The organism is Halomonas sp. TG39a, from assembly GCF_000744395.1.
GTDB lineage: Bacteria > Pseudomonadota > Gammaproteobacteria > Pseudomonadales > Halomonadaceae > Vreelandella > Vreelandella ventosae_B.
In genome coordinates, this window is sequence record NZ_JQLV01000001.1 from 1,543,044 (window position 1) to 1,560,678 (window position 17,635).

15 protein-coding genes are annotated in these 17,635 nt (G+C 56.9%); 14 read left to right on the forward strand and 1 reads right to left on the reverse strand.

From position 1 onward, the window contains the following. Window positions 1-14: 14 nt before the first annotated feature. The 6 genes from lepB (at window position 15) to acpS (ending at window position 4,470) form a co-directional block, all read left to right on the forward strand. Entirely contained in the window at window positions 15-818 is an 804-nt protein-coding gene (gene lepB / locus U738_RS06755; RefSeq protein ID WP_035578617.1) for a signal peptidase I, read from the forward strand. A gap of 67 nt (window positions 819-885) precedes the next feature. Beyond that, entirely contained in the window at window positions 886-1,578 is a 693-nt protein-coding gene (gene rnc / locus U738_RS06760) for a ribonuclease III (RefSeq protein WP_035578619.1), read from the forward strand. Further along, complete coding sequence (era, locus tag U738_RS06765; protein WP_035578621.1) at window positions 1,575-2,474, forward strand: GTPase Era; 900 nt, start codon at window positions 1,575-1,577, stop codon at window positions 2,472-2,474. Before rnc ends, era begins: the two co-directional genes overlap by 4 nt. An 8-nt stretch (window positions 2,475-2,482) precedes the next feature. Continuing rightward, window positions 2,483-3,178: a DNA repair protein RecO gene (gene recO / locus U738_RS06770; RefSeq protein WP_035578623.1), complete on the forward strand. Its 696-nt coding sequence runs from the start codon at window positions 2,483-2,485 to the stop codon at window positions 3,176-3,178. A gap of 56 nt (window positions 3,179-3,234) precedes the next feature. Further along, window positions 3,235-4,059: a pyridoxine 5'-phosphate synthase gene (gene pdxJ / locus U738_RS06775; protein ID WP_035578625.1), complete on the forward strand. Its 825-nt coding sequence runs from the start codon at window positions 3,235-3,237 to the stop codon at window positions 4,057-4,059. A gap of 33 nt (window positions 4,060-4,092) precedes the next feature. Continuing rightward, window positions 4,093-4,470: a holo-ACP synthase gene (gene acpS / locus U738_RS06780; RefSeq protein ID WP_035578627.1), complete on the forward strand. Its 378-nt coding sequence runs from the start codon at window positions 4,093-4,095 to the stop codon at window positions 4,468-4,470. Between the two features lie 87 nt (window positions 4,471-4,557). Here acpS and U738_RS06785 read toward each other — a convergent pair whose 3' ends face one another. After that, window positions 4,558-7,290 (reverse strand): ATP-binding protein, encoded by a 2,733-nt coding sequence (locus tag U738_RS06785; protein WP_035578629.1) that lies wholly within the window; start codon window positions 7,288-7,290, stop codon window positions 4,558-4,560. Between the two features lie 91 nt (window positions 7,291-7,381). Between U738_RS06785 and cysM the strand changes: the two genes are divergently transcribed. The 8 genes from cysM to U738_RS06825 all read left to right on the forward strand — a co-directional run bounded on the left by cysM (window position 7,382) and on the right by U738_RS06825 (window position 17,629). Further along, window positions 7,382-8,302 (forward strand): cysteine synthase CysM, encoded by a 921-nt coding sequence (gene cysM / locus U738_RS06790; RefSeq protein WP_035578630.1) that lies wholly within the window; start codon window positions 7,382-7,384, stop codon window positions 8,300-8,302. Window positions 8,303-8,304: 2 nt separating this feature from the next. Then, complete coding sequence (gene rlmD, locus U738_RS06795; protein ID WP_035578632.1) at window positions 8,305-9,708, forward strand: 23S rRNA (uracil(1939)-C(5))-methyltransferase RlmD; 1,404 nt, start codon at window positions 8,305-8,307, stop codon at window positions 9,706-9,708. A 93-nt stretch (window positions 9,709-9,801) separates the two neighbouring features. Further along, window positions 9,802-12,078 (forward strand): GTP diphosphokinase, encoded by a 2,277-nt coding sequence (relA, locus tag U738_RS06800; protein ID WP_035578633.1) that lies wholly within the window; start codon window positions 9,802-9,804, stop codon window positions 12,076-12,078. Further along, window positions 12,078-12,917 (forward strand): nucleoside triphosphate pyrophosphohydrolase, encoded by an 840-nt coding sequence (gene mazG / locus U738_RS06805; RefSeq protein ID WP_035578635.1) that lies wholly within the window; start codon window positions 12,078-12,080, stop codon window positions 12,915-12,917. Before relA ends, mazG begins: the two co-directional genes overlap by 1 nt. 38 nt (window positions 12,918-12,955) lie before the next feature. After that, entirely contained in the window at window positions 12,956-15,604 is a 2,649-nt protein-coding gene (gene ppc, locus U738_RS06810) for a phosphoenolpyruvate carboxylase (protein WP_035578636.1), read from the forward strand. A gap of 79 nt (window positions 15,605-15,683) precedes the next feature. After that, complete coding sequence (locus tag U738_RS06815; RefSeq protein ID WP_035578637.1) at window positions 15,684-16,229, forward strand: DUF924 family protein; 546 nt, start codon at window positions 15,684-15,686, stop codon at window positions 16,227-16,229. Between the two features lie 36 nt (window positions 16,230-16,265). Then, entirely contained in the window at window positions 16,266-17,327 is a 1,062-nt protein-coding gene (gene rluF / locus U738_RS06820; protein WP_035578639.1) for a 23S rRNA pseudouridine(2604) synthase RluF, read from the forward strand. 53 nt (window positions 17,328-17,380) lie between these two features. Continuing rightward, window positions 17,381-17,629: a DUF1294 domain-containing protein gene (locus U738_RS06825; protein WP_231896853.1), complete on the forward strand. Its 249-nt coding sequence runs from the start codon at window positions 17,381-17,383 to the stop codon at window positions 17,627-17,629. Window positions 17,630-17,635: the final 6 nt, after the last annotated feature.

Here is a 17,635-nt window from a genome sequence, read left to right on the forward strand (position 1 = left end):
AAAGAACGCCACTCATGGATTTTTCATTACTGCTGGTACTTGCCGTTGCGCTTTCGGGCGTTATTTACCTGTTGGACGTGTGGCTATTAAAGCCCAAACGCCGCCAACGCTTCGCCACAGCGGAGGCCAAGACCCCGGAAGGTCTGGACCCAGTTACCAGCGAAAAGCTGCTTAAAGAGCCTTGGCCGGTCGACTATGCGCGCTCGTTTTTCCCGGTGCTACTGGTGGTGCTGGTGGTGCGTAGCTTTATCATTGAACCCTTTCAGATTCCTTCGGGTTCAATGCGGCCGACGCTTGAAGTGGGTGACTTTATTCTGGTCAACAAGTTTGCCTACGGCCTACGCCTGCCGGTGATTAACACCCGCTTTATCGAAGTCGATGACCCTGAGCGGGGTGATGTGATGGTGTTCCGTTTCCCAGAAGAGCCCTCGGTCAATTTCATCAAGCGGGTAGTGGGTATGCCCGGAGACCGTATTCGCTACGAAGGCAAGCAGCTTTACGTTAACGGTGAGCCGGTGGCCAAGGAGTTGATCGAAGAGGGGCCCGATGGCTCGCCACAGCAGCTACTGTTAGAAGAGCAGCTGGGCGAAGCCGAGCACTTTATTTATAACAACCCCCGCGACCCTGGGCCGCAAATGCGTGAAGTGGAAGTCCCTGAAGGGCACTATTTCATGATGGGTGACAATCGTGATCACTCCAACGACAGCCGCTACTGGGGTTTCGTGCCGGAAGAGAATATTGTGGGGCGTGCGTTTGCGGTATGGATGCATTGGGATGGTGGGTTGCCAAGCTTTACCAGCGTGCGGCGGATTGAATGAAAGCGCTGCTTAGACTGAATTTAGTTAGTTATGTCACTTTAGTTAACGTCAATGACGTAGGAGAGCTGTGAGTAATTCCTTGAACGCTTTTTGCCGACGAATCGGCCATACCTTTGGCGATGATACGCTATTGGAATTGGCCTTGACCCACCGTAGCTTCGGTGGTCGTAACAATGAGCGCCTGGAGTTTCTGGGTGACTCCATCGTCAACTTTGTGATCGCTGAAGCGCTATTTCAGCGGTTCCCCCAAGCCCGTGAAGGGCAGCTTTCGCGCCTGCGTGCGCGGTTGGTGAAGGGGCAAACCCTGGCAGAATTAGCCCGGGAAATGGAGTTCGGTGAATGCTTGCGGCTAGGCTCTGGTGAGATGAAAAGCGGCGGGCACCGGCGCGAATCAATTCTAGCGGATGCGGTAGAAGCCATCATTGGCGCCATTTATCTGGATGCCGGGATGGATGTGGTGCGCGAGCGTGTGTTGGATTGGTACTTCGAGCGGCTGGGTAATATCTCACTGCAAGATACGCAAAAAGATCCTAAAACGCGGTTGCAGGAGTTTTTGCAGTCACGCCAAGCGGCGTTACCGCGGTATGAAGTTGTCTGCGTAAAGGGTGAGGCGCATGCCCAGACCTTTACCGTGGAGTGCTACATTGACCTGTTGGCTGAGCATACCACCGGTAAAGGCCCTAGCCGCCGCCATGCTGAGCAGCAAGCGGCAGAAGAAGCGCTGTCCTACCTCGAAAAAAGCCCTGGAGATAAATCATGAGCCAAACCTGCGGATTCGTTGCCATCGTTGGCCGACCCAACGTGGGCAAATCGACCCTCATGAACCGTATTCTGGGGCAGAAAATATCGATTACCTCACGGCGCCCACAAACCACGCGCCACCAGGTCATGGGTATTAAAACGGTTGATGAAACACAGTTTATCTATGTGGATACGCCGGGCATGCACATCATGTCCAAGGACCGCAATAAAGCCATTAACCGCTTTATGAACCAGGCGGCCACCCAGGCGCTGCGCGATGTCGATTGTGTGGTATTTATTATCGACCGCACCCGCTGGACGGAAGAAGACCAGGCGGTGTTAAAGCGCTTGGAGCATGTTAAAGCGCCGGTGATTCTGGCGGTTAATAAAGTCGACCGCCTGGGCGAAAAAGGCGATTTGCTGCCATGGCTGGCAGAGGTTGGTGCACGCCGCGATTTTGCCGCTATCGTACCGATTTCAGCGAAGCACGGCACCCAGGTAGATACCCTGGAAGAGGAGGTGGCCAAACACCTGCCCGAAAGCGTCCACTTCTTCCCCGAAGACCAAATTACCGATAAAAGCCTGCGCTTTATGGCCGCGGAGCTGGTGCGTGAAAAGGTCATGCGCCAGTTGGGCGATGAGCTCCCTTACCAGATGACCGTCGAAATTGAAGAGTTTCGCGAGACTGAACGGGTGACTCATATCAGCGCCTTGATCCTGGTCGAGCGCCAGGGGCAAAAGGTCATTTTGATCGGTGAAAACGGTGACCGCCTCAAAAGCATAGGTCGCGAGGCGCGCCTGGATATGGAGCGCGCCCTGGGTACCAAGGTGATGCTCAATTTATGGGTGAAAGTAAAACGCGGTTGGTCGGATGACGAGCGCGCCTTGAAAAGCTTGGGTTACGACCTCGATTGAAGGTAACGATGTCGCCAGAGCCGGCCTTTTTGCTTCACCGTCGGCCCTACCGTGAAACCAGTGCGCTGGTGGATCTATTAACGCTTGATCACGGTAGGGTGCGTGCTGTGGCCCATGGCGGGCAACGGCCTGGCTCAAAATCACGCCAGCGCCTGCAGCCGTTTACACCGCTGTTTGTGACCTGGCAGGGCAGCCGCGACTTAAAGCGGCTCACGTTAATGGAGTCCCGCGGCCAGACGGCGCTGCTGGCTGGGGAAGGCCTGCTATGCGGGCTCTACGCCAATGAGATCGCCACCCGGCTGCTGCCGTTAGAGCTGCCTGCACCCGAACTGTTTGCGTTTTATACGGCGCTACTTGAGGCGTTGCCAGCCCCTGCCGAGCGAGCGCTGGCGCTTCGCCGCTATGAGTGGGCGCTGCTAGAGGCGCTTGAGGCCACGCCACAGTTCACGACGCCAGAGGGTAGCGTTTTGGACCCTCAACTCCGCTACCGTTTTGACACCGACAGCCGGGCATTTATGCCTGCTGAGCGTGGGCTCGATGGCAGAACGCTACGTTACATTGAACAGGGTGACTGGCAGCATGAAGGGCTTGCCAATGCGCTCAAAGCGGTAATGCGCGCGGCGCTTGCGCCCCATCTGGGGACTACCGTTTTACGTTCACGGGAACTGATGCTTGATTTAGCGCGGCGTCGTCATCGGTCCTGATTTGTTTTAAATTTTGTGTTCACAAACTCTTATTTTATCGCTGCGCTGGAGGCTCTATGCACCCCCCTCGGATACTGTTAGGCGTCAATATTGATCACATCGCGACACTTCGCCAAGCCCGAGATACTCGCTATCCCGATCCCGTACAGGCGGCCTTAGTCGCTGAAGAGGCGGGCGCCGATGGCATTACGGTGCATTTGCGTGAAGACCGGCGGCATATCCAGCCCCGCGATGTGCGCATTCTGGCCGAAGTGCTGAACACGCGCATGAATCTGGAAATGGCCGTCACTGAAGAAATGCTGGCCCTGGCTGAAGACGTTCGCCCCGCACATGTCTGTTTAGTGCCGGAAAAACGCGAAGAGCTAACCACCGAAGGCGGTCTGGATGTCGTTGGCGGTTTTGACGCCATTGCCAGCGCCTGTCAGCGGTTGAGCGCGGCGGGTTGCGATGTATCCTTGTTTATCGACCCTGATATTGAGCAGATTGACGCTGCTCAGCGCGCCGGGGCGCCGACGATTGAACTGCACACCGGGGCTTACGCCGAAGCGCGTTCCGGCAGCGATGCCGCCAATGCGGAGTATCATCGCTTAACCACCGCTGCGACTCACGCTATCTCACTAGGCTTGGTGGTTAACGCTGGCCACGGTTTGCACTATCACAACGTGGAAGCGATTGCGGCACTGCCGGGCGTTAACGAACTCAATATTGGCCATGCCATTATCGCCCGTGCGTTGTTTGTTGGCCTGAAAGAGGCTGTGCAGGAGATGAAGCGCTTGATCGTCGCTGGCCAAGAGGCAGGGTTAATGGCGGCCTTAGATGCCCACGATCATGATCATGCAGACCACGCTGAGCATATTCATAATGGCTGCTGCGGGCATTAATCAGCAGTTTTCTACTGAGAGGTTGTTTAGGCGATGATCGTGGGAATCGGTTCTGATATTGCCCGCGTTGAGCGTTTTACGCGGGCCATGCAGCGGCACGGCCCACGCTTTGCCCAGCGTATTTTAGGCCCCGATGAGCAGACGCTTTGGCTGCAGAAATCCCAACCCGCGGCGTTTCTGGCCAAACGCTTTGCTGCCAAGGAGGCCTTTGTAAAAGCCCTGGGTCTAGGCCTGCGCCAGGGATTGCAGTGGAGTGATATTCAGGTGCTGAACGATGCCTTGGGTAAGCCCTATTTCCTGCTCAGCGGCGAAGCCGAACGGCTGTTGCAAGCCGCCGGTGTGATCAACAGCCATGTGACCTTGAGCGATGAAGCTGAGTACGCGGTGGCTTTTGTGGTGCTTGAGCGATAATTTCAAGATTAACGTTAAGGATTGCTGGGTGCTCGATTTACTTAACGCCCAAATGATTTAATGGCCGGTAATTTAATGTCCGGTAATTTAATGTCTAAGTAGCTGTGGTCGGTGCGCACGTAGCCGCGCCATTGCTTGGTATAGCTCGTCCAATAGCCCCTCAACATGGTCTAAACCGCTGGTACGAAGGCGGGTTTCCAAGGCCTCGACCAGCAAAGCTAACTCCGGCGCGCCGCAGTAACGGCTGGCACCATTGAGTCCATGTACCCAGTCGAGCAGTGTGGGTAAGTGTTGTTGGCTAAAAGCGGTGCGCATATGCTGTTCGCTTTCATCCAAACTGTCGATCAGGCGTTTGAGCTGCTCTCGCGCCAAGTCCTCTTTCCCCCCTGCTAGGCGCGCCCCAATCTCAAGATCAACGACAGGTAGCTTAGCGGGTGCCGTGTGGCTGAAGCGTGGCTTGGTGGGGGTTTTGCTATCGCGCTGAGAGTCGGTCGGTGCAGGGTTGCTGGCGGTTAGCCGATGGGTAACCCCCAAAAAGCGCTTTAGCAACTGTTCGAGCTGCTCCTCATCAATCGGTTTTATCAGCACGTCATCAAGGCCTTCCGCGAGCCATTGCTGGCGTTCGCTGCTGAGCACGTGGGCGGTGACGGCAATAATCGGGCAGCGGGCCCAGGTGCTACTGATTCGGCGCAGCGCTTGGGTGGTCTGGACGCCATCCATCCGCGGCATACGAATGTCCATTAACACCATGTCAACATTATGGGTGCGGGCGTACTCAAGCGCCTGATGGCCGCTTTCTAGCGTGGTGACATGCAGAGCTGGGGTTTCAAGCATGCTTTTGAGCAGCTCCCGGTTCGGCGCATTATCGTCGACAATCAGTAGCTTGAGTGGTGGAGTCGCGGCTGGAAGCGCTAGTTGTTCCTGGTCGATGTTAGTAGGTGTAAACGCAGATAATAGTAGCTGCTTGAGGGAGGCCACCAACTGAGCGCGGGAAAAAGGTTTGTAGAGAGTCTCGCCGCCATGGGTTAAGTGCAGCGGTGGCAGATCAAAGCTGTTGCCATTGGCTAAAATGAGTGTGGGGCAGGGCGTTTGATCAATCACCGTTTGCCAATGGGCGTGCCATTCGGGGTTAAAGTCGCCGTGCTCCAACCCTAATATGAGTAATTGCGCTGGTTCAGAGGCATCAAAGGCGATCGGCTGTGCTTCCCAGCGCTGCAGTAAATGCTCGAGTACGTGTCGGGTCGGTGCGTGAGTCTCATATAAACGAATAGCCGGATTGGCAAGGCTGATTTCCGCTGGCCGTTCGATGGCTTTGTGCGCCAGCATGGGCAGTGTAAAGGAGAACGTCGTGCCTTTGCCCAGCTCGCTTTCGACGCCAATCTCTCCGCCCATGCGCTCAATCAATTGTCGGCAGATAGTAAGGCCAAGGCCGCTGCCGCCAAATTGCCGCGAATGGCTGGGCTCTGCTTGAGAAAAGGCGCTAAACAGTGCTTCCTGATGGGCCTCGCTTAGGCCAATCCCCGTGTCACTGACACTGAGATTGAGCACCACATGCTGGCCTTCCAGGTTGTCCAGCATGACGCGCACAATCACGTCGCCTTCATGAGTGAACTTGAGCGCATTGCCAATTAAGTTATTCAACACCTGATGAATGCGCAGCGGGTCGCCGGTCAGCGGTGTGGGTACGTCGTCATACACCATGGCCACCAAGTGCAGCTGCTTGCGCTGGGCTTCTGGGGCGTGCAGCCCCACCACTTCGTCGACCAGGGCGACGATATCGATATCCGTCTCTTCCAGAGTGAGGCGGTTGGCTTCAAGCTTGGAGAAGTCGAGTACATCGTTAACCAGTATCAGCAGATTGTCGCAAGCGCGGTGCACATGCTGCAGCCACTCCTGCTGTCGTGTATCCAGCGACGAGCGCCCGAGCAAACGGCAGAAGCCGATAATGCCGTTTAGCGGCGTGCGAATCTCATGGCTCATATTGGCTAAAAATTCAGACTTCACGGCGTTAGCTCGCAGAGAACTGCGGTGAGCCAAATCGAGCTTGATATTCTGCTCCTCAATGGTTTCCATTGACTCTTGCAGCTCGCTGGTGGCCTGCTCGATTTGCGTTTGCATATCCCGCTGGGCCTGCTGAAAGTGCTCGGCCAGGGCGTTGATATAGCTACTTAAGTGGTGAAACTCTGTTGTATTAGAGGGCGCCAGGCGTAGCCGATAGTCACCGCGGGATAGACGATAAAGGGCCTGGTTGGCTTCCTCTATAGGGCGGGTGGTATAGCGGCTGATGGCAAACGCAACTAAAAACAGCAGCAGGCCAAGTAGCATGCCGCCTAAGCTTAGACTAGCGATCAGTTTATAGCGTCCTAGGGTTAACGCCCGGGTGTCCATTTCGATATCTAGCCAGCCAACGCTGCTATTGTCTGCTTGGCTGGCATTGGTCTGGGGAGTGCTTAGTGGCAAACGCAGTCGCCAAGCCTCTTGCTCCTTAATCAATTGCTGATCAGCGGGGGCGGTTAGCGGTGGTGGGTTGGATTGACCCATTAATAAAAGACGATTGCCTTGTTGATTAAAGAGCGCAACCGTACGCAGCCCTTGCATATTGAGCAGTTGGCGGGCCAAGGTCTCCAAGCGCTGGGTATCAGCCGTTTCGACCGCATCAGCAAGGCTTGGGGCCAGCAACTCGCCGACGCTGACTAAACGCTCTTGGTGGGCCGCGCGCGCTTGCGTATCACTCAATATGACCAGCATTACCGCCATCAGGGCGTACACCAGGAGTGGAAAACCGAGTAAGGCAAATAGAAGACGGGTATTCAATGACATGAAAAGAAGCTCGTTGATTCAATAAGGTTGCCTGTCCAGTCCAAGGCAGCACCGATATAATGCAGCATAACGGTGACGATAAGGAACATTCATGAATGATCTCAAGGGCTATCTCAAGAGCTATCCCACGTTAGAAGATGTGGTTGGTAACACGCCCCTGGTACGCCTGAAGCGCATTAGCGCTGGACGTAACAATACACTGTTGGCCAAGCTCGAAGGCAATAATCCTGCCGGGTCGGTCAAAGACCGCCCCGCGCTCTCCATGATTAATGAAGCAGAAGCGCGGGGCGATATTACCCCTGGCGATACGCTGATTGAGGCGACTTCGGGCAATACCGGGATTGCGCTTGCCATGGCGGCGGCGATTAAAGGCTACCAGATGGTGCTGATAATGCCGGAAAACGCCTCAGATGAGCGTAAGCAGGCGATGGCAGCTTTTGGGGCTAAATTAATTTCTGCCAGCAAATCCGGGGGCATGGAGGAGGCTCGGGATATCGCGGATGGCATGATTGCCAGAGGCGAGGGGAAGCCGCTCAATCAGTTCGCCAACCCGGATAACCCCCTGGCGCACTACCGCACCACCGGCCCGGAGGTATGGCAACAGACGGGCGGCGAGGTGACTCACTTTGTTAGCTCCATGGGTACCACGGGTACCATTATGGGTGTGTCGCGCTATTTGAAAGAGCAAAATCCAGCCATTCAAATTGTCGGCTTGCAGCCTGCCGATGGCGCGAGTATTCCCGGCATCCGCCGCTGGCCACAAGCTTACCTGCCGGCTATTTTTGAGGCGCCGCGAGTGGATGTCACCCTGGATATTGGCCAACAGGAAGCCGAAGAGCACATGCGACGTCTGGCCCGCGAAGAGGGTATTCTGGCCGGAGTGTCGTCGGGTGGCAGCCTCGCGGGCGCGCTGCGCATCGCTGAGCAAACCGAAAATGCAGTGATTGTGTTTATTGTCTGTGACCGTGGTGACCGCTATCTCTCCACTGGCCTTTTTGCCCCAGGAGTATAACCATGGCCATGTTGGGAAAACGGCGGCCACCCAGGCCTGCGTCAGGTCATTCTGGTCTAGCGGGCACGCCAGGCGGCAAAACGCGGCATACCGCGACGGATGATACATCGCCCCTGGTGATTGAGCGCTTGGCCCACGATGGCCGTGGCGTTGCCCACGCTGCCAACGGTAAAACCGTGTTTGTTGATCAGGCGCTGCCCGGTGAACAGGTGGAAGTAGCCGTTCACCTCACTCGCAAGCGCTTTGATGAAGCGCATATCAAGTCATTGCTAACGACGTCGGAGCAGCGCGTTACACCGCCGTGCCCGCATTTTGGCCACTGCGGTGGTTGCGATTTGCAGCATTTAAATATCGATGCCCAGCGTGCCCATAAGCGCGAAGTAGTGCGCGACCTCTTTGCGCGTCAAGGCATCACGCTGGATCAGATCGCCTCGATTCAGGGGGATGATCAAGGCTACCGTCGCCGAGCGCGGTTGGGTGTCAAAGTCGATAGCCAGGGTAATACGCGGCTTGGCTTTCGCGCTGCCCACAGCCACCGCCTGGTGGATATCGAACGCTGCCCGGTATTGGTGAATCCCCTGCAGCAGTTGCTAGCGCCCCTGCGCGAGTTGCTGGAAACCCTGGAGGCCCCGCGCCAGGTAGGCCATATAGAGCTGCTGGCAACGCCTGCAACACAGGTGGTGTTGGTGCGTCAGTTAAAGGAGCATGGTAAAGACGCCGAACGCTGGCAAGCCTTTGCACAGCAGCAGGCAGTAGCGCTGGGCACTTGGTTGGGGCGTGAATCGCCCACACTGCACTGGCATGGCGCACCGCCGACGCTAGAAGAGTCGTTAACCGTTAACGGCCAGCCACCGCTGAGTTTAAGTTTTGCGCCGGGGGACTTTTTACAGGTCAACGCCCAGGTTAATCAGCAAATGGTCGCTCAGGTCATCCAGTGGTTAGCGCCTAAGTCAGGACAAAAGCTACTCGACCTGTTTGCCGGTATCGGTAATTTCAGCCTGCCCATCGCGGCCGCGGGAGCTGAGGTGCATGCGGTGGAGGGTAACCCCGCCATGGTGGCGCGCATTGCCATTAATGCCAAGCGTAACCAGCTAATGGTCAGCGGCCAGCAGGCCGATTTAAACAGCACTGTCAGCGTTAAGGAGCTGTTAAACGATCACGGCGATAGTGATGCGCTGGTCCTCGACCCGCCGCGTAGTGGCGCTGAAGTCATTTGTCAGGCGTTGGCGCAGCACCCTGTGCCCAGGGTGGTCTATATTTCCTGTGATCCAGCGACGCTTGCCCGGGATGCGGCACATCTTGTGCATGCAGGTTACCGGGTCAAGCAAGTAGCAGTGGCGGATATGTTCCTTCACACTGCGCATATGGAAACGCTGATGCTGTTTGAAACTGATGTTAAAAGCTGATGTTAAAAGTTGGGGGGCTAGTGTTGCCCCATCGCATCAAGCCACGGTGACGGCCGTGTAGAGACCGTCTTCCTGAAAGGATAAGTGATTGTCATGGTGAAAGTGCGTGAAGACCAGCCGCTAACCGCAAGCGGAAAGGTGGACATACAGCAGTGGTTAACGCGCCTGCAGGAGGATGTGCGCCTACCTGAGCCTGAGCGTTTAGTCGAGGCCTGTGAGCTCGCTGAGCAGTTAGAGCTTGAGGCGCCGCGTACTCATCGTGTATGGCTGTCGCCAGGTTCTAGCTTTCGCATGGGCCTGGAAATGGCCGATATCCTTGGCGAATTAAAGCTCGATCAAGCGACGCTAGAGGCCGCCGTTCTCTACCGTGGCGTGCGGGAAGGGTTGTTGAGCCTTGAGTCGGTGTCAAAGCGCTTTGGCGAAGAAGTGGCCAGCCTGATTGATGGCGTGCTGCAAATGGCCGCTATCAGCTATCCGCTGGCGCCTGATCACGGTATGGGCCAGCACAACCAGCAGGAAAACCTACGCAAGATGCTGGTCAATATGGTCGGCGATGTGCGCGTGGCGCTGATCAAAATTGCCGAGCGCACCTGTGCCCTGCGCCAGGTAAAAGACGCTCCCCGGGAAAAAAGTTTACAAGTGGCCAGGGAAGTCGCCGATATTTACGCACCGCTGGCTCACCGCCTGGGCATCGGTCAGCTTAAGTGGGAGCTGGAAGATCTATCGTTTCGGTATTTGCACGAAGACGAGTACAAAGCGATAGCCAAGCTGCTGGCGGAGAAGCGTCTTGACCGCGACCGCTACATCCACGATGTCGTCGAAACCATCAAAGCTTTGATGGAAGCCCAGCACATCCACCGCTATGACGTGGATGGTCGGGCCAAACATATCTACTCGATCTGGCGCAAAATGAAGCGTAAGCGGATCGACTTCTCACAGGTACACGACGTACGCGCGGTGCGCATTCTGGTGCCGGAAGTAGCCGACTGCTACACCGTGCTGGGGATTATCCACTCGCGCTGGCACCACGTGCCCAACGAGTTTGACGACTATATCGCCAACCCCAAAAAGAACGGCTATCAGTCGCTGCATACCGCCGTAATGGGGCCGGAAAATAAGGTGCTCGAAATCCAGATTCGTACCTTCGCTATGCACGACGAAGCGGAGCTGGGCGTGTGCGCCCACTGGCGTTACAAAGGCCACGATACCAACGCCAAAAGCCGTAGCTACGAAGAGAAAATTGCTTGGTTGCGCCAAGTGTTGGAGTGGCAGGACGAAGTGGGCGGCTTTGGCGATTTGCGCGAAGGGCTCTCCAGCGATGTAGCGCCTGATCGTATCTACGTATTTACCCCCGACGGCCACGTGATTGATCTGCCGCGGATTGCCACACCGATCGATTTCGCCTACCGGGTGCATACCGAAATTGGTCACCGCTGCCGAGGCGCCAAGATTAATGGGCGCATTGTGCCGCTCACCTACAAGTTAAAGACCGGCCAGCAGATAGAAATTCTTACCGCCACCAAGGGTGGGCCAAGCCGCGACTGGTTAAACCCCAGCCTGGGCTATGTGCGCACTTCCCGGGCTCGGGCCAAAATCCAGGCGTGGTTTAAACATCAGGCGCGGGATCAAAACCTGGACGAGGGGCGCGTGCTGTTTGACCGTGAAATGCGCCGCCTGGATGTCGAGGGTCTCGATCTGCCCAAGCTGGCCAAGGCCGTCAACTACCAAAATGCCGAGGACATGTACGCCGCCATCGGCGCCGGTGACCTGCGTATCGGCCAGGTGTTGCACCAGGCTCAGCAGCTGTTTGGTGAAACTGACGACCAAGAGCAGCTCGACCGCCTGCTCGCCAAGCCAAAACGCCAATCCAGCAAAGCCACCAAAAGCGATATTACCGTGCTGGGTGTCGGCAACCTGAAAACCAGTATGGCCAACTGCTGCCGTCCGGTGCCTGGCGAACCGATTATCGGGTTTATTACCCAGGGGCGCGGCGTTACTGTTCACCGTCAAGATTGCAGCAATATTCTGCAATTGCGCCTGGATGAGCCCCAACGCATTATCGAAGTAGAGTGGGGCGAACGTGCTCAAACCCGCTACCCGGTGACCATCGAGATTCAGGCCTGGGATCGCTCCGGCCTATTGCGTGATGTCACTGGTTTGCTGGGTAATGAAAAAGTTAACGTGCTGGCGGTGAACACGCTAACCGATACTGATGAGGGTATTGCCCGGCTGCGTATCACGCTGGAAGTCGACGGTCTGGAGTCCCTGGGGAGGCTGTTCTCGCGTATTCAGCAGTTGCCCAACGTTACCGAAGTGCGCCGTTTGCGCAACGCCGACCCGGATCAACAAGTTCGCAAGGGAGGAGCATAATGCGCCATGGTATCGACGACCTGCTGACGCTCATGCAGGTGCTGCGTAACCAGGAGCAGGGCTGCCCTTGGGATCTCCAGCAGAATTGGGACAGCATTGTGCCCCACACCCTGGAAGAGGCCTACGAGGTCGCCGACGCCATTGAGCGACGCGCTTTTGACGAGCTACCCGGAGAGCTAGGCGATCTGCTTTTTCAAGTGGTTTACTACGCCCAGTTCGGGGCGGAGGAGCAGCGCTTCGACTTTGCTGATATCGTCGATACCCTGACCGCCAAGATGTTGCGTCGCCATCCCCACGTATTTCCGGAGGGCACCCTGGCCTCACGCCGCCCGCCGGGAGTGAGCGCCGAGGAAGTGCAAACCCAGCAGGTCAACAGCCGCTGGGAGTCGTTGAAAGCCGAGGAGCGTGCTGAAAGGGCCATTGAGGCGCCCTCTGTGCTCGACGATGTACCGCGCACGCTACCTGCGCTAAGCCGCGCTGCCAAGCTGTCTAAACGCGCCGCGCGGGTAGGCTTTGACTGGCCCGATGCCCGCGGTGTCATTGACAAAATTCGTGAAGAGTTGGCCGAGGTCGAAGAAGCGCTTGCCGCTGGCGACCAGCAGCACGCCCAGGAAGAAGTCGGCGATTTGCTGTTTGCGGTCACCAACCTTGCCCGCACGCTGAGTGCCGACCCGGAGCAGTGCCTGCGCGCTACCAATGCCAAGTTCGAGCGCCGTTTTCGTTTTGTTGAGCGCGAGCTGAGCGCTGCCCAGCGGCCATTAACGGAGGCTTCTCTAGACGAGATGGAAGCCCACTGGCAGGCGGCGAAAGCAGAAGAAAAACAACCTACCCATCCCTGATTTAATAATGATGCGACCCCTGCAAGGAGGCCATGCCAATGAGTCACGACCTACACGAATCTCTGCGCGATAACGTGCGTATTCTAGGCGACAGCCTGGGGCGCACCATTGCCGATGATTTGGGCCAAGCATTTGTCGATAAAATTGAAACCATCCGCGCCCACGCCAAGCGCGGGCGCCAGGGCGACTCGCTGCAACAGCGCGAGTTGATCGAGTATCTGCGTGAGCTCCCGGAGAGCGACCTGCTGCCGGTCACCCGAGCCTTTAACCAGTTTTTAAACCTCGCCAATATTGCCGAACAGCACTATCGGGCGCGCTTTCGCCGGGTAGAGGACTACAAACCCGGCTCTCAGCCGGTGCTGGGGGAGCTGCTTGAGCGCGCCCAGCAGGCGGGCAACTCACCGCGTAATCTGGTCGAGGCCCTCGCCAATATGCGCGTAGAGTTGGTGCTCACCGCGCACCCCACCGAAGTTATTCGCCGCACCTTGATCCAAAAATATGACGCCATTGATGAGTGTTTAACCGCCATCGAGAGCTCTGAAGATTATCCCGAGCGTGGCACCCGTGCCCAAGGGCGTCTGGAAGAGCTGATTAGTCAGGCATGGCACACTGACGAGATCCGCCACGAGCGGCCCACCCCGGTAGACGAAGCCAAATGGGGCTTTGCAGTGATCGAAAACTCGCTGTGGCAGGCGGTGCCTGACTTCCACCGCGATCTGGATAACCTGCTGCTGGATACCGCCGGCGAGCGCTTGCCCCTGGACGCCGCACCGATACGCTACGCCTCCTGGATGGGCGGTGACCGCGACGGTAACCCCAACGTGACCGCCCGAGTAACCCGCGAAGTTCTGCTGTTAGGCCGCTGGATGGCCGCCGACCTCTATCTGCGCGATCTTGAGCAGCTCAAAACCGAGCTCTCCATGTGGAAGGCTAATAGTGCACTTAAAGCCGAAGCGGGCGATGTCGCTGAGCCTTACCGCGAAGTGCTGAAGCGGTTGCTTGCGAAGATGGAGTCGACCCGGGATTGGGCCAAGGCCGAACTGGAAGGGCGCAACTACGACGGCGGGCCGATTATCGAAACCCGCGATCAGCTCTATTCGCCACTGCTCGCCTGCTACCGCTCGCTGTGCGATGTAGGTCTCGACACCATCGCCAATGGCGCACTGCTGGACACCCTGCGCCGGGTAGCCGTGTTTGGCGTCACGCTGACCAAGCTCGACCTACGCCAAGAAGCCAGCCGCCATGCCCAGGTGATAGAAGAGCTGACCAGCACGCTGGGCCTTGGCCACTACCGCGAATGGGACGAGGCTCAGCGCCAAGAGTTTCTGCTCGCCGAGCTTTCCTCGCGTCGCCCGCTGATTCCACGCCGCTGGGAGTGCTCCGCCGAGTCCCGGGAGGTGCTGGACACCTTCAAAGTCATCGCCCAGGAGCATTCTGAAGCGCTGGGGACGTACATTATCTCCATGGCCGCTGAGCCCTCAGACGTGCTCACCGTCGCGCTGCTCATGAAAGAGGTTGGGGGACAGGTAACGCTACCTATTGCGCCGCTATTTGAAACCCTTAACGACCTGGATCACGCAGGCGACGTTGTCGATAAACTGCTCTCAATTCCTGGCTATCGCTCGCTGATCGATGACCGTCAGGAGGTCATGATTGGCTACTCCGACTCGGCAAAAGATGCCGGCCAGCTGGCCGCTGCCTGGGCGCAGTACCGTGCACAGGAGTCGCTGGTGAATGTGTGTAATCGACACGGCGTCGATTTAACCCTGTTCCACGGCCGCGGCGGCACCGTCGGCCGCGGTGGCGGCCCGGCCCACGCGGCTATTCTCTCCCAGCCCCCTGGTTCGGTAAACGGCAGCCTCAGGGTTACTGAGCAGGGCGAGATGATTCGTTTCAAGTTTGGCCAGCCGGATATTGCCCTGCGTTCCATGGAGATCTACGCCTGTGCAGTACTGGAGGCCACGCTATTGCCTCCACGCACACCAGAACCTCACTGGCGCGAGGAGATGGATCAGCTCGCCAAGGTAGCGCACGCGGCTTACGTAGGCGTAGTGCGGGAAGACCCGGACTTTGTGCCTTATTTCCGGGCGGTCACCCCGGAGGGCGCTCTGGGCAGGTTGCCACTAGGCTCCCGCCCCACCAAGCGGCGTCAGGATGGCGGGGTGGAAACCCTGCGCGCCATTCCATGGATTTTCGCCTGGACGCAGATTCGCCTGATGCTACCCGCGTGGCTGGGCAGCGGCGAAGCCTTCTCGCGGCGCTTGGAACAGCCCGGTGGCCGTGATGTGCTGCAGGAGATGCGCAACGAGTGGCCCTTCTTCGGCACCTACCTGGACATGCTTGAGATGCTGCTGGCCAAAGCCGATGTGGCCATTGCTGCCTACTACGAGCACCGCTTAGTCGACGAGCCCTCGTTGAAGGCGTTGGGTAAACAGTTACGCCAGCGGTTCGCGTCGTTGGAAGAAGCAGTGCTGGATATTCTTCAGCAGGAGAAGCTGCTGGAGAACACCCCGCTGATTCGCCAGGCAATCGATGTTCGCAATCCCTACATTGATCCGCTGCACGGTTTGCAGGCGGAGCTGCTGCAGCGTAATCGCGATGCCGATGGGGCGATTAGCGCCGACCTTTCTCGGGCGTTGATGGTCACTATGGCGGGCATAGCGGCAGGGCTGCGCAACACCGGCTAGGCTGTTTTGATACGATTTTTACCGTGATTTTTAACCGTAACGTTCTACTACAACGTTCTACTACTACAGAGAGGCGCCAATGTCCTCAGATGCTCAAGCGGTACTCGACTTTTGGTTTGAGGAGTTGACGGCTGCTCAGTGGTTTAAAAAAGACGCTGAGTTGGATCGTACAATCTCGCAGAGGTTTGGCGCGCTGCATGTCCAGGCCGCACAGTGCGAGTGCTACGCTTGGCGGCAAACAGCCGAAGGGCGGCTCGCGGAGATCATTGTGTTGGATCAGTTCTCGCGCAATATCTACCGCGACGACGCCCGCGCCTTTGCCACCGATACCTTAGCGCTGGCGCTGGCCCAAGAGGCAGTGGCCGTTGGAGCCGATGCTCCGCTTTCCAGAGTGCAGCGGGCGTTTTTGTATATGCCCTATATGCATAGCGAGTCTGTGGTCATTCATGAGCTGGCGATGCAGCTGTTTGACCAGCCGGGACTAGAGAATAATCTCGATTTTGAAGTACGCCACAAGGCGATTATTGATCGTTACGGGCGTTATCCGCACCGCAATGCATTGCTGGGGCGGGCCTCTAGCGACGAGGAGCTGGACTTTCTAAAGCAGCCCGGCTCCTCTTTTTAAGCGTATATTTATTCCCTTTTAGCCCTATGGCGTTATATGTCGTTGCGAAAATCTACCCGGATCAATAAGTACATTAGCGAAAGTGGCATGTGCTCGCGCCGCGAGGCCGACCGCTTTGTGGAGCAGGGCAACGTGTGGATAAACGGTCGCCGCGCGACCACCGGTGATCAAGTGTTGGCAGGTGACTTGGTTAAAGTAAACGGCCAGGAGATTGAGCCTCAAGAAGAGGAGGATCTGGTACTGATCGCGCTGAACAAACCGGTGGGCATTGTCAGTACCACTGAATCCAGCGAAAAGGACAATATCGTTGAGTTTGTGAAGCATGGCGTGCGTATTTTCCCCATTGGGCGGCTCGATAAAGACTCCCAGGGACTGATTTTTTTAACCAATAACGGCGATCTGGTTAATAAGATTCTGCGCGCCAATAACAACCACGAAAAAGAGTACCAGGTGACGGTGAACAAGCCGATCACCGACGAGTTTATAGAGGGCATGCAGAGCGGCGTGCCGATTCTTGGCAAGGTGACCAAGCGCTGCAAGGTGCAAAAAGAGTCCACCTTTGTGTTCACCATTACCCTGGTGCAGGGGCTCAATCGGCAAATTCGCCGTATGTGCGAATACTTCGGCTATGAAGTTACCCAGCTTATTCGCACGCGCATTATGAATGTGCCCCTCAAAGGCTTGGCCTTGGGCGACTGGCGCGATCTCACTGCCAAAGAGATCGATACCATTATCGCGTTGACCGAACGCTCAGAGGCGGCACCCGAGAAGAAAAGTAAAGCTAAGCCTGAAAGACCCAACTACAGCTCAGGCGCAGGAAAGGCAAAGCCGCCCGCTGCGAAAGGGCGCCCGGCCAAAGCCGGCTCGAAGGCGACTGGTGCCAAGGCCGCCGGAGCTAAACCGCTTCCCAAAGGTAAAAAAGCTGCCAGCGGAAAAGTCAGTACCGGCCCGAAGGGCAGTGCCGGTAAACCGCACCCCAAAGGTAAAGCCCCCGGCAAGCCCGGTGTTAAAAGCAAGCCTGGTGCTAAAGGTAAGCCCGTGGGTAAAGGCCGCGGCAAGCCAGCGGTGGGCGGCAAACCTTCTCAGCGACGCAAGTAGCTGCTAACCATTCAAGAGTTTCCACTGTGATTCCAATCGTCGCTTTTTACTCTGTGATTAGCGTTATCGCTTATATCACTTACGCTATCGACAAAAAGGCGGCTATTAATAACCGCCGTCGGGTGAGTGAGAAATCGCTACATCTGCTTGGGGTAGTGGGGGGCTGGCCGGGTGCGCTACTGGCCCAACAGCAACTGAGACATAAAACCCAGAAAACCGCTTTTCAAGTTACGTTCTGGCTGACAGTTGTCGTAAATCTGGTCTGTGTAGGGTGGCTAATGGTTTCATTGAGTCTCATTTAGCCACCC